Consider the following 22231-nt stretch of genomic DNA (forward strand, 5'->3'; position numbering starts at 1 on the left):
TTTTTAACCGCACTTTACTTTTTTCGTTAATTGAAAGTATTGCTTGCACAAAAAAGTTTCAAATGTGATTGAAACTTTTTATATTTTAACGTAAGGTTTACATTATAAATTTAACGCTGACGATATTTCAACCAACTCAACACAAAAACTAAAACAGCCAATCCGCCCACAGCCGATCCTACAAACCCAATATTTGCCAATCCCCAGTGTTGCATAACTTGATTTCCCACTAATGCTCCAGCACCAATCCCAATATTATAAATGCCAGAGAAAATGGAGGTAGCAACATCAGTGGCATCGGGGGCTAACTGCAATACTCGCATTTGTAAGCCCAAAGTCATGGCGGAGATACCGATGCCCCAGATGAAGATTTGCACGAACAGCAAGGTGACATGATCGCTCACAAGGTAAAAGGTGAACAATGAGCTGGTGATAATGGCGAGTGCCACAATCACAAAACCCGTTGGGAAAAAGCGATAAAGGCGACTGAATAAGAAGCTGGCGGTAAAGCCTGCTACGCCAAAAACCAGCAAAATCAGGGTGGCTGTATTTTCACTTAACTGGCTAATATTCATCACAAAAGGTTCAATATAACTATAAGCGGTAAAATGGGCGGTAACAATCAACATCACCACAATATAGGTAGCGATTAATAACGGACGTTTTGCCAATAATGGTAAACTCGACAATGAACCAGCATTGCGACTCGGTAAACGTGGTAACAAATTTGCTAGAATCAGCATGATCGCAAATGCCACCACACCAAGCACCGCAAAAGTCGCTCGCCAACCTAACCATTGACCAATAATTCGCCCGATCGGTAAGCCTAACACCATTGCCATGGCAGATCCCATGGCGATCATGCCGAGAGCTTGGGTTTGCTTGCCTTTTGGTGCGACTCGCATTGCCATTGCCACCGAAATTGACCAGAAAATCGCATGGGCAAAGGCAATCCCCATGCGTGCTAATAACAATACCCAATAATTCCATGCCAATACCGACAATACATGACTTGCCACAAATAACACGAACACTTTCAGCAATAAACTACGGCGTTCTAATTTCGCCGTTGCCAACATTAACGGCAAAGATGCCAAGGATACAATCCAAGCATAAACCGTAATCATCAACCCTGTTTCCGCTACGTCCATAGCAAAACTGTTGGCAATGTCCGATAGCAATGCGACAGGTACAAATTCGGTAGTATTAAACACAAAAGCGGCAAATGCCATGGCTACCACACGCAAAGAAGCTACGCGGTCTATTTTTTTTGCATCTAACATTATTTTAATTTCTCTTTAATAAAATTCTTTAACTGATCGCGAAAACTGCGGTTGATTTCCACTTTATATTCAGGTGATTGACAACTGCCAAAGAATCGCACAGGCAAAGCTAATGCTTGATAACGCTGGTCATTCACCGCAATATTAGCACGGAAATCACAGCGATTTTGGGTTAAATCTACCACGCCTTGGCTTTGTAAAATAAAATAGCGGTGTTGTAATTTCGCTTCATCAACCTGAATAACAGTAGGTTGCCAGTGAAATTTGGCTTGAGCCACATCAAAATTGGTATCCATATTTTTAGTCGTTTCATCAAAATTAATCGGGGTATATTGACTGATTAATTGCAACACATTCAAGCCTTTCACTTTGCCGTCTGTAACATCAATCTCAACATCGCCCTGTTTTGGCATTATCTCATCGGAAAATAACCGCATTTCTACATTGGCATTGCCACTGACTAATTCAGCAATATTAAAGGCTGTTAGCCAACTTTCTAGGGGTAATTGCGTGCCTGCTACCGTCCAAACATAGCTATCTTGCTGTTGGTTTAAATTTAATGACAATGCCGTATTTTGTGCCTGTTGAGAAACTTGCACTGATACCGATAAATCCGTTTGAGCATCGACTTCTGCTTGGATTTCGTCTAATTTAATCTGATTAAATACAGGGTGAACAAAGGTGACAATATAATGATTCGGAGTAAAAATCAAGAAACCTTGCTCGGCTTGTAACGCCAATTTGTTTTGGTTAAACAAGCGTTTATTGCTTAATACGAGCTGGCTATCTAATGCTGCAAACTGAATTTTATTCAAAGCAACGGCAAATTGTGATTTAAGTTTAATTTGGTCATTTTGTGCCGTTTCCGCCGATAAATCTATATTTACCCTAGGTAATGTTACATGATTGGAATGAAAAGATTTCAACCAAACGGATAAATCCTGTAAAGAAAGGGGAAAATCAGGACGGAGATCCACTTGTAGCTCAGTTAAATCAGGAATCGTTGAATCTGTATAGAACACTTGCCCTTGAGTTAGATGGAAAGATTGTAAATTCATTTCCCCTTGTAACAAATACCACAAGTTTAATTCAGCACGCAAGGATTGAGCGACAAGTCGTTTATTTTCAGCAAAAACATAATGCACATCGTTTAATTCCACCATTACAGGCGGGAAAAGACGAAATTCAATTTTGCTAGTTTTCACCGCATTTTCTGCCAAAAGTGCGGTGAATTTTTGCTCTATTTTACCTTTCTGTACATAAAGAAAGGCAATAAATGCAAAAATAACAATAAAAAGTACCGCACTTATTTTTTTTAGCATTGATTATTTATCCTGATTAATTCGGCTCGCTACCGCACTTTGTTGGTGTTTATATTTAGCATCTTCACGGCTAGTGTAAGGACGAGCCGCATTACCGCTCAAAATTTCAAAACTCAACGCCCCGATAATCATATTCGGACGCAACGCCAACGGTAATTTGCCCGAATTATAAAATTCCAACACAATTTTGCCTTCCCAACCAGGATCAATACGATGTGCGGTAACATGTACCATTAAGCCTAAACGCGCCAAAGAAGAACGCCCATCAAGCCAGCCAATCACATTAGCAGGCAATTTCACACTCTCTAAAGTCGTGGCTAACGCAAGCACACCTGGGTGCAAATAAAAGGCTTCATTATTGCCGATAATAATTTCATCGCTCATCACTAAATCTAATTGTGCCGCCACGGCTTCCTTTGGACCGCTGACATCAATAAAAGGCGCACTGTGTTCACGAAATACACGGAAAGAATTGCCCAACCGCACATCAATGGTTGCCCCGTTAATTTTGCTATTATCAGGTCGAGGCGTTAGGGAAATAATGCCTTCATCTAAATATTTTTCAATATCGGTATCACATAATCTCATTTTTTGCACGCCCCTATTTACCTAATAAATTTAAAATTTGAGCCTTTAACATATTAATAGCTATACGATTCTTACCACCACGCGGAATCACTACATCAGCATATTGTTTAGATGGCTCAATAAATTGTAAAAACATCGGTCTAACCGTAGCACGATATTGCTCAATCACCGACTCCATCGACCGTCCACGTTCCACCATATCACGCTGTAAACGGCGAATAAAACAAATATCTAATGGCGTATCGATAAACACCGACATGGCTAATTCCTTACGTACATTTTCATCAGTAAGCAATAAAATCCCTTCTAAAATCACGATTTTCTTCGGGGTGAAATGGGTGACTTTATTGGTGCGGGTATGTTCCACATAACTATAAACAGGAATATCGACAGATTGACCTGATTTTAAGGCTTTTAAGTGACTAACTAATAATTCTCTATCCATAGAATTTGGGTGATCATAATTGGTTTTTATACGGGTTTCAAAATCTAAATGACTTTGATCTTTGTAATAACTATCTTCGGCAATAATGCCAATATCCTCACAGCCTAATTCTTCACATAACTCACGATGAACCGTGGAAGCAATTAGACTTTTACCTGATGCGGAGGCTCCCGCAATGGCGATAATGATACAATTCATATTTTTATCTCAATAACTAAATGATTTGCTTGATTATAAAGAAAAATACATTTTTTTAATAGTTTTTAACCACTCTTTTCGGTTTAAATGGAGAAATTTTAAATTTTGTGATTTATCTCACAGAATCAGATCGTTAAAATCGTTATTATATGAGAGTATTTTAACATTTAATTCAACAAAATGGGGTATCCTATGAAATTCAATAAAATTTCTTTTGCTATTTCCACCGCACTTTTAGGTGCAGGTTTAATGCTATCTACTCAAGCTCTCGCCAAAGGCCGTTTGGTGGTTTATTGTAGTGCGACTAACGAAATGTGCGAAGCAGAAACACAGGCGTTTGGTAAAAAATATGATGTCAAAACGGCTTTTATTCGTAACGGTTCAGGTTCAACTTTTGCGAAAGTAGAAGCGGAAAAAAATAATCCACAAGCCGATGTATGGTACGGCGGAACATTCGATCCACAAGCTCAAGCGGCTGAAATGGGGTTATTAGAACCTTATCAATCTGAACATATCAAAGAGGTAGTTGAGAGATTCCAAGATCCTGCCAAAATTAAAGGGCATTATGTATCTGCTATTTATATGGGAATTTTGGGCTATGGCGTAAATACTGAGCGTTTAAAAAAATTGGGTATTACCGAGGTGCCAAAATGCTGGAAAGATTTAACCGATCCACGTTTAAAAGGTGAAATTCAAATCGCCGATCCACAAAGTTCAGGCACCGCTTACACCGCCATTGCGACCTTTGTGCAACTTTGGGGTGAACAAGGTGCATTTGATTACTTCAAACAATTACACCCAAATATTTCCCAATACACCAAATCAGGTATCACCCCGTCTAACAGTGCTGCTCGTGGTGAAGCAACCATTGGTATCGGTTTCTTACACGATTACGCCGTGCAAAAACAAGCAGGGGCACCAGTGGAATTGATTGTGCCTTGTGAAGGTACTGGCTATGAATTGGGCGGTTTAAGTATTATCAAAGGTTCAAGAAATATTGACAATGCAAAATTATTTGTCGATTTTGTGCTTTCCAAAGAAGGACAAGAAACCGCTTGGCGTAAAGGTAATTCTCACCAAACTCTCACTAATACTACTGCTGAACAATCTCCAACAGCATTTGATCCAACCAAGTTAAACCTAATCAATTATGATTTTGAGAAATATGGTGATAGTGCTGAACGTAAACGCCTAATTGAAAAATGGGTGCAAGAGGTTAAATTAGCGAAATAAAAAATCTTCTTAAAAAAGAACCGCACTTTTTATTAAAATCGGGGATTAAAGTGCGGTTAAAAAACAAAAATTTTTCCATTCTAATTGCGAGGTTGTATGAATTCCGCAAAAATTCCTTTTACCCAAACAGCTAATTTTTGGCTGTTGTTAGCTTTTATTGCTTTTTTGCTACTGCCATCTCAAGCCTTAGATTATGGCTTACTGGAAAGTACCGCTGATGAATTTTATGATGCCATGGGTTGGTCATCATTTAATTTAACTATTTTATGGTTTTTGCCATTAGTTGGCTTTTTAATTATTCCAAAACTAAATTTACCAACAGAAAAGCAAGCCAAAACAGAATTAGCTTTAGTTGCTTTTAACTTTTTATTTTTGTTCATCAGTGCAATGATTTACAAAATATCCATGGGCTACTCTGTACTTATTCTCATTTGTACACTTTCCGCTATTGCTACTTTTGCTTTAGCAAAATTGAAAGTCATGCAAGGGGATAAATTTATTATTGGTTCAATTTTGGCTATCATCTTATTAATTTTCTTCTTCATTGTGTATCCCACAGTGGCGATTTTCGTGTCAATGTTTTATGACAGCGATACTTTCGCTCCGCAACAAGTGTTACGCATATTAAGCCAAAATTATATTGTGCGAGTAATTGGCAATTCCCTATTATTATCTGGCTTCGTTGGTATAGTTTCTACTATCTTTGGATTAGCATTTGCACTTTACACCACCCGAATTGCCAAACGCACAGCATTTATTGGTAAAATTTTCTCAATTTTACCGATTGTTACACCGCCATTTGTAGTTGGTCTTGGAGTAACCTTAATGCTTGGACGTTCAGGCTATGTGACTGAATTTTTAAACGACTATCTAGGCTTTACTAATCATAACTGGTTATATGGTTTTAACGGTATTGCCATTGCACAGATTTTGGCGTTCGCCCCAATTTCCTTTATGATTTTAGACGGTGCATTGAAATCTATTCACCCGTCTATTGAAGAAGCGTCCTACACTCTACGAGCCAACCGCTATCAAACGTTCTACAATATCATTTTCCCACTGCTCCGCCCTGCCTTGGCGAACTCATTTTTGATTGTATTTATTCAATCCTTGGCGGACTTTAGTAATCCGTTAGTGCTAGGTGGTAGCTTTGATGTGATTGCGACCCAAATTTATTTCTATATTGCAGGATCACAATTAGATTACGCTTCGGCAAGTACGCTGGGTTCAATGTTGTTGATTTTTTCCTTGCTAATTTTCGTGGTGCAATATATTTGGATCGGCAACCGTTCCTATGTGACGGTGTCGGGCAAATCCTATCGTGGCGATGTGCAAGATTTGCCACAAGGCTTGAAATGGACAATTATTACCATGTTAGCCTTTTGGATTGTGTTTAATTTGGCATTATACGGCAGTATTTTCTACGGCAGTTTCACCGTCAACTGGGGCGTGGATTACACCTTAACCACCAGAAACTATGCGTTATTATTCGGTCAAGGATTAAGCGATGGGGCGTGGCCTTCACTACTCAATACCATGTTCTACGCTGGTATTGCTGCTCCACTCACCGCCCTTTTCGGCTTGTTGATTGCCTATATCGTGGTGCGAAAAGATTTCCAAGGCAAAAAAACATTGGAATTTCTCACCATGCTTTGCTTTGCCGTGCCAGGGACGGTGGCAGGGGTGTCTTATATTTTAGCCTTTAACGATGCTCCAATGTATATCACTGGCACCAGCATTATCGTGATTATTTCAATGGTAATGCGTGACTTGCCGATTGGGATGCGTGCGGCTATTGCGGGGTTGGGGCAACTAGACAAATCCCTTGATGAAGCGTCTCTGTCTTTAAAAGGTAGTTCGTTTAAAACCATTTGGTATATTGTATTCCCATTACTTAAACCAGCATTATTGTCCGCTCTGGTCACCAGTTTCGTGCGAGCAATGACCACCGTGAGTGCGATTATTTTCTTAGTCACCGCCGACACCCGAGTGGCAACCGCTTATATTTTAAACCGTGTAGAAGACGGTGAATACGGCATTGCCATTGCTTATGGTTCTATTTTAATCGTGGTGATGATGGCGATTATCTTATTCTTTGACTGGATCGTGGGCGACACTCGCATTTCCCGTTCCAAAGCGAAAAAAATGAATTAATAAAGGTTGTAAATTATGAGTCAAGATTTCTTAGTATTAAAAAATATCACTAAAGCCTTTGGCAAAGCGGTTGTCATTGATAATTTAGATTTAACCATTAAACGTGGCACAATGGTAACATTACTTGGTCCATCTGGTTGCGGTAAAACTACCGTGTTGCGGTTAGTGGCAGGATTAGAAAACCCAACATCAGGGCAAATTTTTATTGATGGCGAAGATGTGACCAAATCGTCTATCCAAAATCGGGATATTTGTATTGTGTTCCAATCCTATGCGTTATTTCCACACATGTCTATCGGTGATAACGTGGGTTATGGCTTGCGTATGCAGGGTGTAAGCGGTGAAGAACGTAAACAGCGAGTCAAAGAAGCCTTAGAATTGGTGGACTTGGCAGGCTTTGAAGATCGCTTTGTGGATCAAATTTCAGGCGGTCAACAACAACGTGTTGCCTTGGCACGTGCCTTAGTATTAAAGCCCAAAGTGTTGTTATTTGATGAGCCGTTAAGTAACTTAGATGCCAATTTACGCCGTTCTATGCGGGAAAAAATCCGTGAATTACAACAAAGTTTAGGCATTACGTCCCTTTATGTCACCCACGATCAAACCGAAGCCTTTGCGGTGTCAGACGAAGTGATCGTAATGCACAAAGGCAAAATTATGCAAAAAGCCCCAGCCAAAGAGCTGTATTTACGTCCTAATTCGCTATTTTTAGCCAACTTTATGGGCGAAAGCAGTATTTTTGACGGTTCAGTATCACAAAATCAAGTGACGATTAACGGTTATCAATTCTATTTGCCGAACGCTGCTCAATTTGGTTTACCTGATGGCGAATGTTTAGTGGGCGTGCGTCCTGAAGCCATTCGCTTAAAACACAGTGGCGAGCCTAGCCAACAATGCCACATCAAAAGTGCGGTGTATATGGGTAATCATTGGGAAATTGTAGCAGATTGGGGCGGTAAGGATTTGTTGGTAAATTGTAATCCTGAAGATTTTGACCCGAATGCGGAAAGTGCCTTTGTGCATTTGAGTGAGAATGGGGTGTTTTTGCTTAAAAGAGAATAAATGTGTTTCACCCTGCACTTGCGTACAGGGTTAAGCAAATGACGATGCTCCGCATCTTAGCGTAAAAGAAAAAGCTACGGCGTAGCGTCACTATGCTTAACCCCGTACGAGAGTACGGGGCTAAACCATCACAAACTCACCGAATACACCTTAAACTTCCCCGTCTTCGCCAACACCTGATGCAGACCGAAACACCGATCCAATAAATCTGCATACGGCAAAAACGCATTTGCTACAATTCTCAATTCTCCACCTGCTTTTAAATGTTGTTTTGCTTGTTCAATTAAGGTTGTTACCGCCTGATATGCCGTATCAATGCCATCATGAAATGGGGGGTTAGAAATAATCAAATCAAATTTACCTTGAATATGAGAAAATACATCACTCGCAATCACTTCACCAGCCAAGCCATTTTCATCTAACGTCCGTTTAGCCGAAGCAATCGCCATCGCGTGAATATCACTCATGACTAAATTAATTTGCGGATTATGTTGTTTGATAAAAGCACCAATAACACCAGCCCCACAACCTAAATCCAGCACTTCGCCCGAAATTTTCTGATTCAAAGTTGAAAGTAACAAATCTGTTCCCATATCCAGCTCATTCGCACTAAACACCCCTGGTAAACTTTGAATTTTTAGCTCACCTAATTTTGCATTTTGATAAGTTTTCCAATAACTCCCGACATCAAACTGCGGTGCTTTTTGCAAACAAAAATGATAAAGTCCACAACGTCTTGCACTATCAATCTTGCCAATATCGCCAAAAGGTGCGAGGATTTTTTCTACCGAACGCACACCACAACGATTTTCACCAATAATCAAGATTTCTTGATTGAGTGGCGAATTGGCTAATAATTGCATTAACTGAAATTGCACTTCTTGCTTATTCTTGGTCCAATAAAAAACTATCAAATCCACTTGATCCTGAAAAATTTCGCCAAAATGTACCGAACTTTTGTCTTTTAAGCGGTTCACATAATCAAAATAACAAGACCAAATCTTGACAGATTTTCCTTGCGAACGAATTTGCATTGGAAAATCATCATTGACTCCCCCAGCAAATAAAACAGATTTATGTTCAAAAAAAGCGAGATGACGTTGTAAAACTTGGCTTTCAAGACTAAGCATAGTAATGATCCTATATAAAATTTTCGCTATTATACGCAATCTATTTACGAAACTCTAAAACCTATTTACAATAAAGCTAATTTTTTATTTTTGTGGATACAATTTTGAACCGCCGAGATCTTCTGTTACAACAAATGGGTATGACCCAATGGAAATTACGCCGTCCGGACACGTTAAAAGGGGCGGTATATATTCAAGTAGCTGAACATATCCGTTTGATTATTATTTCAGAAACACCGCTATCAGCTGATGTCGATTTTATACAAGATGTGTTACGAAGTTATCAAATCAAACCAAATGACTGCCTATTTATTGATTTTGATCAGATCTATCATCTCAACCTAACACAACAGGTAACTTATTGGTTACTCAGTCAAAATCGTGAAAAAATAGACCGCACTTTGCCATTATGTGAACAATCATCTCACTTATGGCAAAGCCCAGATTTAACCACATTAAAACAAGATTCCAAAGCGAAACGCCAACTTTGGCAACAAATTCAAAGCACAAATTAACAGGACAACATAATGACCGATTTAATTGCCATGGGTAAAGCCGCCAAACAAGCCTCTTTTATCCTTTCTCAACTTTCTCAACCACAAAAAAACCATGCCTTATCCTTGATTGCCGATCAGTTAGAACAGCAACAAAATCGCATTCTACAAGCCAATGTACAGGATATTGACAATGCGAAAAAAGCAGGCTTAAGTGAGGCTATTATTGACCGTTTATTGCTTACCGAAGATCGATTAAAAGCCATTGCGAATGATGTTCGCCATGTTATTTCCCTTGCCGATCCTGTGGGTAAACTGATTGATGGTGGCATATTGGATAGTGCTTTAAAACTCAAACGAGTACGTGTTCCACTCGGCGTGATTGGTACCATTTATGAGGCTCGCCCTAACGTGACCATTGATGTAGCGAGCCTCTGTTTAAAAACCGGTAATGCCGTGATTTTACGTGGTGGGAAAGAAACCCAACATTCTAATAAAGTGCTGGTAGAAGTGGTACAATCAGCTCTTGAACAAGCAGGTTTACCCAAAACTGCAGTGCAAGCGATTACGGATCCCAATCGTGATTTAGTAATGCAATTACTCAAACTCGATCATTATGTGGATATGATTATCCCTCGTGGTGGTGCAGGTTTGCACGATCTTTGTAAACAACACTCCACCATTCCTGTGATCGTCGGTGGGATTGGTGTTTGTCACACTTTTGTAGAACAAAGTGCGGATCAAAATAAAGCACTTTCTGTAATTGATAATGCCAAAACCCAACGTCCTAGCACCTGCAATACATTAGAAACCCTGTTAGTACAAGAAAGCATTGCCAGCCAATTTTTACCTAAATTGGCAGCACATTTAAAAGATAAACAGGTAAAATTTCACGCCGATTCCACCGCACTTTCTATTTTGCAACAAGCAGGAGCAGACGTGGTGGCTGTGCAAGATCAAGAATTACGCCAAGAATGGTTATCCAAAGATTTAAATGTGGTCATTGTGAAAGATATTGAACAAGCCATTAATCATATTCGTGAATATGGTAGCCAACATTCCGAAGCCATTTTGACTGAATCACAAAAACTGGCTCAACAATTTGTGGCACAGGTCGATGCAGCAGCAGTGTACATTAATGCCAGTACCAGATTTACTGACGGTGGTCAATTTGGTTTAGGGGCAGAAGTCGCCGTAAGCACACAAAAATTACATGCTCGAGGTCCAATGGGATTAGAAGCATTGACGACTTATAAATGGGTGGCGACTGGGGATTATGTATCAAGAGCATAATTTGCCATTTTCTACTCATTTTCCATTAAAAATTATTTAGATTTGCATAATTAACTTGGTTTGTATATTATTGGACGAAGAAAATGATATGGATTTCATTGTCGTTTTCTATTACTTTACACTAAATAATTATTCATTTGAGGTAAGTTATGAAGAAAACATTATTAGCTTTAAGTTTAGCGACTTTTATTTTACCAATAGCAGCACATTCTCACGATCATGAGTCTGGGCATCAGGTTAAAGATAAAAACGCATTAACCATAGAAATGGAATTACTCGATCCAGTAAATGGAAATAAATCTCTTGGACATGTCTATGTGACAGAATCCAAATACGGTTTAGTGTTTACTCCAGAATTAAAAGGTCTGACCGCTGGTTTACACGGTTTCCATATTCACGAAAACCCTAGTTGTGCACCGAAAGAGAAAGACGGTAAATTAACCGCTGGTTTAGGGGCAGGTGGTCACTGGGATCCACATCACACAAAAAATCATGGTTTTCCATGGTCTGATGAAGCACATCTAGGTGATTTGCCCGCACTATATACCGATATGGAAGGGAACGCCAACAATCCTGTATTGGCTCCACGCATCAAAACTCTAACCGAAATCAAAGGTCATTCATTAATGATTCACGTAGGCAGTGATAATCATTCAGACCACCCAGCACCATTGGGCGGTGGCGGAGCAAGAATGGCTTGCGGAGTAATTAAATAACAAAATCATTAGTTATTGAAAATAGAAAAGTGCAGTCGATTTCGGCTGCACTTCAAGAAAAACAAAATCAATCAGAAATTTAGTGAGCTACTCTATATGCGGTTTTGGTAAGCGACCTTGTATATAATAATTTAGTAATTAATCTCGCTTACGACTCAATAACCACCAAGTAATAATCAAAAACATGATACTTGGCATTAACGCCCCTACCAATGGCGGAACGCTATAAACTAAACTTAATGGACCAAAAATCTCATTCACCACATAAAATAAGAAACCAAAGCAAATGCCTGCCACAATTCTTGCCCCAGCTGTCACACTACGCAATGGTCCAAAAATAAAGGATAACGCTAACATCATCATCACACCAACGGAAATTGGCTGAAATAATTTCCGCCAGAAAGTTAATTCAAATTTCTTGCTGTCTTGTCCTGTTTGTTTTAAGAAACTAATATAATCCGATAAACCAGAGATCGATAGCGATGTAGGCTTTAAGGAAACAATACCCAGCTTATCAGGTGTTAAATTAGTTTTCCATTTATCATTAAGTTTATTTTGGGTAATGATCTGTTCTTCCGTCATGGTAGATGTATTGATATTTTGTAATACCCATTCACCATCTTGATAAACGCCCTGATTGGCATGGGTCATCTGTTCAAGTTTATGATTTTCGTTAAAATGATAAATATAAATATCATTTAATTTAGCTTCTTCAGTAATACGTCTAACAAAAATAAAATCATTACCATCTTTCGCCCATACGCCATTTTTTACTGATAGCATAGAACCACCAGAAATTGCTTTGGCACGCATATCTCGTGCATATTGTTCAGTTTGTGGAATCCCCCACTCGCCAATAATCATAGTTAATACAACCAAAGGTAGTGCAGTTTTCATCACAGCAAAACCGATTTTTAAACGAGAAAAACCAGCTGATTGCATTACCACCAATTCACTGCGACTAGCTAAATTACCCAAGGCAATTAATGCACCAAGCAAAGCCGCCATAGGGAAGAAAGTTTCAATATCTTTCGGTATCGTCAACACTGTGTATAAAATAGCTTGCAGACTGTCGTACGAACCTTTTCCTACGCTACGAAATTGTTCAACAAATTTAATAATGGCAGATAAACCCACTAAGGTGAGCAAAGTAGCAAAAATTGTGCCTAAAATACTTTTACCAATATAACGTTCTAAGGTATTCATCATCACTTTTCTATGCCACCTTTGGTTTGTTTAGCATATTACGAATTTTGTACATAAAAGCACTTTCCCAACTATTTAACACAATGCCTAACAGCAGAAAAATGACATTCACTAATGGCATCCATAAACTGGCATCTAATTTCCCAGCACCTCCCGCTGATTTCAATGAACTTTGTGCTAAGAAATAGATTAAATACAATAAAAGTGCGGGTAAAATTTTGGCAAATCTGCCTTGACGCGGATTTACACGGCTTAATGGCACTGCCAATAATGCCATTAATGGTACGGCTAACACCAAGGTGATTCGCCAATGTAATTCTGCTTTCGCAGCACTAGATTTAACGTTGAGTAAGTCATTAAAATTTAATACTGCTGCTTCATCAGATTCTTTTGAGTCAGCGATTTTGTGACCTAAATAAGCATGGTATTGATCAAAATTAGTTACTCTAAAATCAGGTAACACAGCAGTCCCCTCTACACGTTGGCTTTTTTCCAAACTTAACAGCTGATCACCATTTGGCAAAGAGGTTAATTCACCCACTTCCGCAGTCACCACGGAAGGTTTAAAATTTTTCTTTGGTTTCATTTGGAAAATATACACATCATGAATTTTATTATTACTAATCTCATTGATAAATAATACAAAATCACCATTATCAGAAGACATAAATTGTCCTGAATTTAAAGCAGCCATACGAGGATTTACTTTAGCATCTTCCACAATTTCCGTTTGTTTCTTAATCGCCCAAGGGGATAGCCATAAGGCGTTATAAGCAGCTAATCCAGCGGTAAATATAGATAACAATAAAACCACTTTAATTAATAAGCGAGAACCTACACCACAGGCACGCATCACGGTAATTTCACTTTCCGCATAGAGTCGTCCTAGGGTTAATAAAATAGCAATAAACAACGACAAGGGTAACATTAACTGTGCCATAGTCGGCATACCCAACCCGAGTAAAGAAACCACTAAATCTGCTGGCACTTTACCATTCGCAGCAGAGCCTAATACTCTCACTAATTGCTGACAAAAGAAAATCAGAAGTAAAATAAACAAAATCGCTACTTGGCTTTTGAAAACTTCTTTTATTAAATATCTATTTAAAATCACGTTATGCCTGTTCTAATATTGCAAGTGTTCCGTTACAAGATTTTACTTGCAATTTACAAAAATTTGGTTAATTTAAACCGCACTCTGTCGGCTTAAAAGCTAGTCAGTTATAATAGCGTATTTTTAATCATAAAAACAGTAGGAAACAACATGAAATATTCAGCAAATACCACCGCACTTTCCAGTGCAGATGCCATTTTACTCGCTATTTTTGAACAAGGCGAACTGTCAAATACTGCCAAACAATTTGATAAGACAGGGGAAATTAGCTCGCTAACCAAGTGCGGTGAAATTTCAGGAAAAATCGGGCAAATCAGTTTATTACGCCAAAATGGGCAACGTTTAATTTTGGTGGGAGCTGGCAAACAAGGTGAAATCAGCGAACGTGAATTTAAACAGATTGCACAAAAAGCGATGCAATTCGTCAAACAAACCGCCACCAAAACCTTGGTTAATGGCTTAACCGATGTAAAAATTAAAGATCGTGATTTATACTGGAATATTCGTTTTGCCCTCGAAACCTTTGCCACTGAAGATTATATTTTCGATCAATTTAAAAGCAAGAAAAGCGACGTTCAACACAAATTAAGCGAAATTATTTTCCATACTGATGTGCCACAAGCAGAACAAGCTATTCAGCATGCGAAAGCCATTGCCTTAGGAGTAAAAATAGCCAAAGATGTGGCAAATTGCCCACCGAATGTGTGTACACCTACCTATTTAAGTGAACAAGCAAAAAATCTTGAAAAACACACCGCACTTTTAACCACCACCGTTCTAGACGAAAAAGATATGGCGAAATTAGGTATGAACGCTTATTTAGCCGTTTCACGTGGTTCACACAATGAAGCTAAACTGAGTATTTTAGACTATAAAAATCACCCTAATCCCAATGCAAAACCTATCGTGTTAGTGGGAAAAGGATTAACCTTTGATGCGGGCGGTATTTCGCTTAAGCCAGCCGCTGAGATGGACGAAATGAAATACGATATGTGCGGTGCAGCGAGTGTATTGGGTGTGATGAATGCTTTAGTTGAATTGCAATTACCCCTCAATGTGATTGGCGTGTTGGCAGGTTGTGAAAACCTACCTGACGGCAATGCTTATCGTCCCGGTGATATTCTAACCACCATGAATGGACTAACTGTAGAAGTGCTAAATACTGATGCAGAGGGACGTTTAGTATTGTGTGATACATTGACTTACGTTGAACATTTTGATCCTGAATGTGTGATTGATATTGCCACCTTAACTGGGGCTTGTATGATTGCATTAGGTCAGCATAACAGTGGTTTAGTTTCGAGCGATGATGATCTTTCTGCCCAATTATTGCAAGCCTCACAACAAAGCCAAGATAAAGCATGGCGTTTACCGTTAAGCGAAGAATATCAAGAGCAGCTTAAATCGAATTTTGCCGATTTAGCCAATATTGGTGGACGTTTTGGTGGTGCTATTACGGCGGGGGCGTTTTTATCTAATTTTGCGACCAAATACCCTTGGGCACATTTAGATATTGCTGGCACAGCTTGGTTACAAGGAGCGAATAAAGGTGCCACAGGACGACCTGTTGGGCTGCTCACCCAGTTTTTGATTAATCAAGTGAAATAAAGGGAGCTGTACTAGATGGCTGAAAAATTTCCCATTTGGGGTTAATGCACACCATAAACTAGGACACGTTAATGTTTCATTTTTAACGAATGTTACGAGGGAAATGTAATATCGGCTCCCTTAACCTGATGTCCGTTTTTTATGGCGTATGCCACAATTATTTTGAAAGGATAAAAATCTTGGTATATGAAAAGGCATTGAGAGATTAAAAAAACAGCCTTGTATCACCAGACACAAGGCTGTGGCAGATTATTTATTTCTTGCGATCGGCTTCAATTGAAGCATTGATCTTCTTCAGCCACGCATCGCCGTTTTTCTCTATATAAGGTTTTTCCACCAGAGGACGCATTTTCTCACGAAACAGTCCAGTGTCCACCTCATTGATTTTCATGCCTTTCTGTTTCATATCCTGAATGAATTTTGCTGCATTTTCATTGGAAAACTGACGCATTTTCACTGCTCCCGCATAAGATGCTTTCAACAGAATATCCTGCGTTTCTTTCGGCATTGCATTGAATTTCTCCAAATTCATTACCTGAATCAGTGGTCCATACATATGTTTGGTTAGAGAAAGATATTTTTGCACTTCATAGAATTTGCCCGTATAAATCGGTGCAATCGGATGTTCCTGTGCCTCCAACTCACCGCTTTTCAGTTTGCCGTAAATTTCACCGTAAGGCAGCGGTTCGGGTTCTGCTCCTACGCCTTTCCATAAATCGACATGGACGGGGTTTGCCGGCATGACGCGGATTTTTAGACCTGCCAAATCTTCCGGTTTGGTAATCGGCTTAACATTACTGGTTACAGAACGGATACCATTTTCCCAGAAAGACAACCCTTTCAAATTGTAAGGCTCAAGTGTCGCCAGCATTTCTTTCCCGAACTCACTGTCCAAGACTTTATAAGCCTGTTCAACGGAGTCAAACAGATACGGAATATCAAACACATTCAGGCGGGGTTCCATTGACGAATACAACCCGGCTCCGCCCTGAAAAATATCCAGTTCGCCTTTTTTGACCATTTCTATCATTTGCGGTCCTGTTCCCAACTGTTGGTCGGGATACAGCTCAATGGCAATCTGTCCCTTTGATAACTCATCGGCGACTTTTGCCATTTCTTTCGCCCCGACTCCCTGCGGGCTATCTATTGAGGGTTCCAGTCCTAAGCGTAGCGTTATTTCTGGTTTGGGAAATGCTGTTGTAGCGAACAGACTCAACACAGCTGCTAAAGATAATAAAGTAAATTTGATTTTCATAACAACTCCTTGATGGTTAAGGTTATTCATGACATCAAGAGCAACAACCGATCTGCTCCATTACCAGTTTGATGATTTTATCAACAAAAATCAAGGGGCTATACTAGATAACTGAAAAAATTCCCTTTAACTAACTGTTTTAATATAGAAATTTTGTCTTTCAAATTAGAGTGATTAAATCGCTATTCGCACCTTAATTCCATTTTATTTGTTGGCAATAATCACTGCCCTTTTCGGTGCGGGGTAGCCCTCAATAGTTTTACTGTGATCTTCTGGATCTAAAAAATCAATCAGGCTTTCATTGTCTAACCAATCTGTTTTACGCTGTTCATCTAAGCTGGTCACGGCTTCATCCACACAACGCACATGACGAAAACCGACTTTTTGTAACCAGTTAATCAAACAGGCGACAGAGGGGATAAAATACACATTTTTCATTTTGGCATAACGATCTGCTGGCACCAGTACGGTATTCACATCACCATCAATCACCAAGGTTTCTAGCACTAACTCGCCCCCTTTGCGAAGCTGATCTTTCAGCTGGCTTAGGTGATCTAACGGTGATTTACGATGATATAACACGCCCATTGAAAACACCGTATCAAACACACCCAACGGTTGCATTTGTTCAATGCCTAAAGGAATTAAATTCGCTCGGCGGTCATGATTGAGCAGTTTACGAACAGCCTCAAATTGGCATAAAAATAATTCTGTCGGATCAATACCGACCACCATTTTAGCCCCCTCGCCCACCATTCGCCACATGTGATAACCACTGCCACAGCCGACATCTAAAATGGTACGATCTTGCAATGGGGCTAAATGCGGTAATACCCGATCCCATTTAAAATCTGACCGCCATTCACAATCAATATGTACGCCATACAGATGATAAGGACCTTTTCGCCACGGCATAAGCTGTTTGAGATGATAAACCAAACGCTGTTGCTCACCGTCTGATAACGGCAAATCTCGCACCGATTTCACCGCGGTTTTTAAATCAATCTGATCAGCCATTAAGTGCGGTAAAAAATCCACAATTTTTGCCCATTTAGCATAATCACCATGAGTTTGTTTTTCCCATTGCTTGAGTTGTAAAGGCAAAGTTTCGAGCCACACTGATAAATTGGTGGTCGCAATTTGTTGATAAAAAGGACGAAAATCAATCATAAAATTCACATAAATTTGAGAAAGGTCACATTTTACCTGATTTGTACTTGTATTTCTATTTTACTTTTCGCTATCCTAAACCATTATTTTTTAAATTTAGGAACGTGGAACTCAAATGAATTCCGTTGAATTATTAGTCAATATTACCCCTAACGAAACCAGAATTGCCTTGATGGACTCGGGGATTTTAAAAGAAGTACATATTGAACGCCAAGCCAAACGTGGTATTGTCGGGAATATTTATAAAGGTCGTGTAACACGTGTTTTACCTGGTATGCAATCCGCTTTTGTGGATATTGGTTTAGAAAAAGCCGCTTTCCTACACGCCTCCGATATTGTTTCACATACCGAATGTGTGGATGAAGATGAACAAAAGCAATTTGTGGTGAAAGATATTGCTCAATTAGTTCACGAGGGACAAGATATTGTGGTACAAGTCGTCAAAGACCCGATCAGCACCAAAGGGGCAAGATTGACAACCGATATTACGCTCCCCTCTCGCTATTTAGTCTTTATGCCAGAAAATAGCCATGTGGGCGTATCACAACGTATTGAAAGCGAAGAAGAAAGAGCGAGATTAAAAGCCCTTGCCGAACCCTATTGTGATGAACTTGGCGGTTATATTGTGCGTACCGCAGCGGAAGGGGTGAGTGAAGAAGAATTAAAACAAGATGCGGATTTTTTAAAACGTGTTTGGCGAAAAGTCATGGAACGCCGAGCTAAATATAAAACGAAAACAAAAATCTATGGTGAATTAGCCCTAACCCAACGGGTATTACGTGATTTCATTGGGCAAGGCATTGAAAAAATCCGTATTGATTCTAAACTCTGCTTTGCGGAAGTAAAAGAATTTACCGAAGAATTTATGCCTGAACTCACCGATAAATTAGTATTATATTCTGGTGATCAGCCACTATTTGATGTATATGGGGTGGAAAGTGCTATTAATATCGCATTAAATAAACGGGTTAATTTAAAATCTGGCGGCTATTTAATTATTGAGCAAACCGAAGCCATGACTACGATTGATATTAATACAGGGGCATTTGTCGGTCATCGCAATTTGGAAGAAACCATTTTTAACACCAATATTGAAGCCACTCAAGCCATTGCACAACAGTTACAATTACGTAATTTAGGCGGTATCATTATTATTGATTTTATTGATATGCAAACCGAAGATCATCGTCAACGTGTCTTACAATCCTTACAGGAAGCGTTAAGTAAAGATCCTGTGAAAACTAACGTCAATGGCTTTACCCAACTGGGTTTAGTGGAAATGACCCGCAAGCGTACACGTGAAAGTTTAGAGCATATTTTGTGTGACGATTGTACAGTTTGCCAAGGTCGGGGACATACTAAAACCGTGGAAACCGTGTGTTATGAAATTATGCGTGAAGTGATTCGGGTACATCATTTATTTTCCAGTGAACAATTTACTATTTATGCTTCTCCAGCGGTGGCGGATTATTTGATTAAGGAAGAAAGCCATGGGTTGTTGGCGGAAGTGGAGATGTTTATTGGCAAGCAGGTTCAAGTGCGTCCTGAGGTGTTTTATACGCAGGAGCAATTTGATGTTGTTGTAATGTGATTTGTTTTTACTTTCTTTGCTTGTGCAAAGAAAGTAACAAAGAAACACACCCCAACTTTGCCTTGTTTCCTGAAAATGATTAAATTTGCTTAACGGAAAAGTTGTCAACTCGCTTCGCTCAAACAGCACAACTTTTCCTACAAATTTAATCCTTTTCAGGCGGCAAACATGGGGACCCCATTAGTGGTAGAATAAAGTAGGGTGGAAAAATACCTAGCACTGGCGTACTAGGTTAAGCATGGTGACGCTACTCCGTAGCTTAAAAAAATATTTATTTTTTTCACCGCACTTTTACTTAAACTCGATCAAAACTTGGGGCCCCGTCTGAGCGTTTTGGTATTTTTAGCTAAATTTTGCCTGTCTGAGCGTAGCGAGTTCAAAATTTAGCGTTAAGAAAATACCAAATAAGCGAAGAAAAGCGGTGAAGTCGGGGGTGTGCTTTTCTTTGCCTACTTTCTTTTGCACAAGCAAAAGAAAGTATGGTCGCCCATCGGGCGAAATCCGATTTATACAAAATCCCAAAACTATGCTAAAATCCACCGCACTTTTAATCAAAAACCAAAAACAATTATGCTAAGACAAGTCCAACAATCCCTACTCACCCAAAGCAACCTATCCCTACCTGACCTCCAAAACATCTTCGACATCATGTCGCACCGCCAAATCGACTATGCCGATCTCTATTTCCAACTTAGCCAAGATGAAAGTTGGGTATTAGAAGATAGCATTATCAAAGAGGGCGGTTTTCATATTGATCGTGGTGTGGGCGTACGTGCAGTAAGTGGTGAAAAAACTGGGTTTGCCTATTCTGACCAGATTAATTTAGCCAATTTACAGCAGTGTGCGAATGCGGTAAAAGGTATTGCACTACCTAATCATGGCAATATTATCAAACCATTACGTTTTAATGAAGTGAACGCTATTGCTCGTTATGCTGCTATTAACCCTTTAAATACCTTAAGCAAAGAACAGAAAATTGAATTATTGCATTTGGTGGATCGCACTGCCCGAGCAGAAAGCCCTTATGTGACTAAAGTCACGGCAAATCTCACCGCACTTTATGAAGAAATGTTAGTAGTTGCCACTGATGGCACCTTGGCAGCCGATATTCGCCCATTAATTCGCTTGTCCATTTCCGTTATGGTGGAAAAAGACGGTAAACGTGAACGTGGTAGTGCTGGTGTGGGTGCTAGAGTGGGCTTAGACTGGTTTTTTGAATCCTATTTAGGTGAACAGAGAGCCGTTTATTTTGCTAAAGAAGCCGTTCGCCAAGCCTTAGTCAATGTGAATGCAGTATCTGCTCCGTCTGGTTTAATGCCTGTCATTTTGGGGGCGGGTTGGCCCGGTGTGCTATTACATGAAGCCGTCGGTCATGGTTTAGAGGGGGACTTCAACCGTAAAGAAAGTTCATTATTTACAGGCAAAATTGGTGAGTTAGTCACTTCCCCTTTATGTACTATTGTAGATGACGGCACGTTACAAAATCGCCGTGGCTCCATAACCATGGACGATGAGGGTGTTCCAAGTCAATGTAATGTATTGATTAAAGACGGTATTTTGCAAGGCTATATGCAAGACAAAATGAATGCCCGTTTAATGGGTGTTGCCCCGACTGGCAACGGTCGCCGTGAAAGCTATGCACATTTGCCAATGCCACGTATGACAAATACCTATATGTTGGCAGGTTCAAGTAAATTTGATGATTTGATCGCCAGTGTCGATCAGGGTATTTTTGCACCGCACTTTGGTGGCGGTCAGGTGGATATTACGTCGGGTAAATTTACTTTCTCCATGTCAGAAGCCTATTTAATTGAAAAAGGCAAAATCACTAAGCCAATTAAAGGGGCAACGATGATTGGTAATGGGATTGAAGTCATGCAACAGGTGTCTATGGTAGCGGATAATTTAGAAATCGATCACGGCATTGGGGTGTGTGGTAAGGACGGACAAAGTGTACCAGTGGGGGTGGGGCAACCAGCTTGTAAGATTGAGAAGATAACGGTTGGGGGAACAAATTAGATTTTTATTTAATTTGTCCTTAACCTTTTTGTTTATGGCTAGATCGGGTTTCGCCGATGGCGACCATACTTTCTTTTGCTTATACAAAAGAAAGTAGGCAAAGAAAAGCACACCCCGACTTCACCACTTTTCTGAGCTTATTTGGTATTTTCTTAACGCTAAATTTTGAACTCGCTACGCTCAGACATACAAAATTTAGCTAAAAATACCAAAACGCTCAGGCGGTTCAGACGGGACCCCAAGTTTTGATCGAGCATAACAAAAGTGCGGTGAAAAAATAGATATTTTTTAAGCTACGGAGTAACGTTACCATACCTAACCTAGTACGCCAGTACTAGGTATTCTCAAAT

At 39.6% G+C, this 22231-nt stretch carries 18 protein-coding genes; 9 read left to right on the forward strand and 9 right to left on the reverse strand.

Annotation, left to right across the window (positions count from 1 at the left end; translation table 11 throughout):
- Positions 1 to 110: 110 nt before the first annotated feature.
- Genes O1Q80_RS08300 through udk form a run of 4 tightly spaced genes read right to left on the reverse strand, consistent with a single transcriptional unit; the run spans position 111 to position 3836 of the window.
- Positions 111 to 1283: a sugar transporter gene (locus O1Q80_RS08300; RefSeq protein WP_386694355.1), complete on the reverse strand. Its 1173-nt coding sequence runs from the start codon at positions 1281 to 1283 to the stop codon at positions 111 to 113.
- Positions 1283 to 2605 (reverse strand): hypothetical protein, encoded by a 1323-nt coding sequence (locus O1Q80_RS08305; protein WP_386694358.1) that lies wholly within the window; start codon positions 2603 to 2605, stop codon positions 1283 to 1285. Before O1Q80_RS08305 ends, O1Q80_RS08300 begins: the two co-directional genes overlap by 1 nt.
- A gap of 3 nt (positions 2606 to 2608) precedes the next feature.
- Positions 2609 to 3193, reverse strand: coding sequence for a dCTP deaminase (gene dcd, locus O1Q80_RS08310; RefSeq protein ID WP_386694361.1), 585 nt, complete (start codon positions 3191 to 3193; stop codon positions 2609 to 2611).
- Between the two features lie 13 nt (positions 3194 to 3206).
- Positions 3207 to 3836 carry a uridine kinase gene (udk, locus tag O1Q80_RS08315; RefSeq protein ID WP_386694364.1) on the reverse strand — a complete coding sequence of 210 codons (630 nt, stop codon included), beginning with the start codon at positions 3834 to 3836 and terminating at the stop codon, positions 3207 to 3209.
- Positions 3837 to 4028: 192 nt separating this feature from the next.
- Here udk and O1Q80_RS08320 point away from each other — a divergent pair, with 192 nt between their 5' ends.
- From O1Q80_RS08320 to fbpC, 3 genes are all read left to right on the forward strand, one after another.
- Positions 4029 to 5069, forward strand: coding sequence for an ABC transporter substrate-binding protein (locus O1Q80_RS08320; RefSeq protein ID WP_386692760.1), 1041 nt, complete (start codon positions 4029 to 4031; stop codon positions 5067 to 5069).
- 96 nt (positions 5070 to 5165) lie between these two features.
- Positions 5166 to 7223 (forward strand): ABC transporter permease, encoded by a 2058-nt coding sequence (locus O1Q80_RS08325; protein ID WP_386694367.1) that lies wholly within the window; start codon positions 5166 to 5168, stop codon positions 7221 to 7223.
- A gap of 12 nt (positions 7224 to 7235) precedes the next feature.
- The gene (gene fbpC, locus O1Q80_RS08330) at positions 7236 to 8285 is read left to right on the forward strand and encodes a ferric ABC transporter ATP-binding protein (RefSeq protein WP_386696173.1); all 1050 of its coding nucleotides are present in this window, start codon (positions 7236 to 7238) and stop codon (positions 8283 to 8285) included.
- A 128-nt stretch (positions 8286 to 8413) separates the two neighbouring features.
- Here the strand turns inward: fbpC and rsmC are convergent, their stop codons facing one another.
- Positions 8414 to 9415: a 16S rRNA (guanine(1207)-N(2))-methyltransferase RsmC gene (gene rsmC, locus O1Q80_RS08335; RefSeq protein ID WP_386694370.1), complete on the reverse strand. Its 1002-nt coding sequence runs from the start codon at positions 9413 to 9415 to the stop codon at positions 8414 to 8416.
- 104 nt (positions 9416 to 9519) lie between these two features.
- Here rsmC and O1Q80_RS08340 point away from each other — a divergent pair, with 104 nt between their 5' ends.
- The 3 genes from O1Q80_RS08340 (at position 9520) to sodC (ending at position 11918) form a co-directional block, all read left to right on the forward strand.
- A complete protein-coding gene (locus O1Q80_RS08340) occupies positions 9520 to 9930 on the forward strand; it encodes a DNA polymerase III subunit psi (protein ID WP_386696176.1) in 411 nt (136 codons plus the stop codon).
- 12 nt (positions 9931 to 9942) lie between these two features.
- Positions 9943 to 11202 (forward strand): glutamate-5-semialdehyde dehydrogenase, encoded by a 1260-nt coding sequence (proA, locus tag O1Q80_RS08345; RefSeq protein ID WP_386694373.1) that lies wholly within the window; start codon positions 9943 to 9945, stop codon positions 11200 to 11202.
- A 149-nt stretch (positions 11203 to 11351) separates the two neighbouring features.
- Positions 11352 to 11918, forward strand: a complete 567-nt coding sequence (gene sodC, locus O1Q80_RS08350; protein ID WP_386686860.1) for a superoxide dismutase [Cu-Zn] SodC — start codon at positions 11352 to 11354, stop codon at positions 11916 to 11918.
- 138 nt (positions 11919 to 12056) lie between these two features.
- Here the strand turns inward: sodC and lptG are convergent, their stop codons facing one another.
- Both lptG and lptF read right to left on the reverse strand, forming a co-directional pair.
- Positions 12057 to 13127, reverse strand: coding sequence for an LPS export ABC transporter permease LptG (lptG, locus tag O1Q80_RS08355; RefSeq protein ID WP_386686863.1), 1071 nt, complete (start codon positions 13125 to 13127; stop codon positions 12057 to 12059).
- A gap of 7 nt (positions 13128 to 13134) precedes the next feature.
- Positions 13135 to 14238, reverse strand: coding sequence for an LPS export ABC transporter permease LptF (gene lptF / locus O1Q80_RS08360; RefSeq protein ID WP_386694375.1), 1104 nt, complete (start codon positions 14236 to 14238; stop codon positions 13135 to 13137).
- A gap of 150 nt (positions 14239 to 14388) precedes the next feature.
- Between lptF and O1Q80_RS08365 the strand changes: the two genes are divergently transcribed.
- Positions 14389 to 15846: a leucyl aminopeptidase gene (locus O1Q80_RS08365; RefSeq protein ID WP_386694378.1), complete on the forward strand. Its 1458-nt coding sequence runs from the start codon at positions 14389 to 14391 to the stop codon at positions 15844 to 15846.
- A 253-nt stretch (positions 15847 to 16099) separates the two neighbouring features.
- Here the strand turns inward: O1Q80_RS08365 and O1Q80_RS08370 are convergent, their stop codons facing one another.
- Positions 16100 to 17101 (reverse strand): TRAP transporter substrate-binding protein, encoded by a 1002-nt coding sequence (locus tag O1Q80_RS08370; RefSeq protein ID WP_386694381.1) that lies wholly within the window; start codon positions 17099 to 17101, stop codon positions 16100 to 16102.
- A gap of 204 nt (positions 17102 to 17305) precedes the next feature.
- The gene (gene cmoB / locus O1Q80_RS08375) at positions 17306 to 18271 is read right to left on the reverse strand and encodes a tRNA 5-methoxyuridine(34)/uridine 5-oxyacetic acid(34) synthase CmoB (RefSeq protein WP_386694384.1); all 966 of its coding nucleotides are present in this window, start codon (positions 18269 to 18271) and stop codon (positions 17306 to 17308) included.
- A 115-nt stretch (positions 18272 to 18386) separates the two neighbouring features.
- Between cmoB and rng the strand changes: the two genes are divergently transcribed.
- Together rng and tldD are read left to right on the forward strand one after the other, a co-directional pair.
- Positions 18387 to 19862, forward strand: a complete 1476-nt coding sequence (rng, locus tag O1Q80_RS08380) for a ribonuclease G (RefSeq protein WP_386694387.1) — start codon at positions 18387 to 18389, stop codon at positions 19860 to 19862.
- 570 nt (positions 19863 to 20432) lie between these two features.
- Positions 20433 to 21881, forward strand: a complete 1449-nt coding sequence (gene tldD, locus O1Q80_RS08385; protein WP_386694390.1) for a metalloprotease TldD — start codon at positions 20433 to 20435, stop codon at positions 21879 to 21881.
- The last annotated feature ends 350 nt before the right edge of the window (positions 21882 to 22231 follow it).

It is taken from the genome of Lonepinella sp. MS14435 (assembly GCF_042485795.1).
Taxonomy (GTDB): domain Bacteria; phylum Pseudomonadota; class Gammaproteobacteria; order Enterobacterales; family Pasteurellaceae; genus Lonepinella.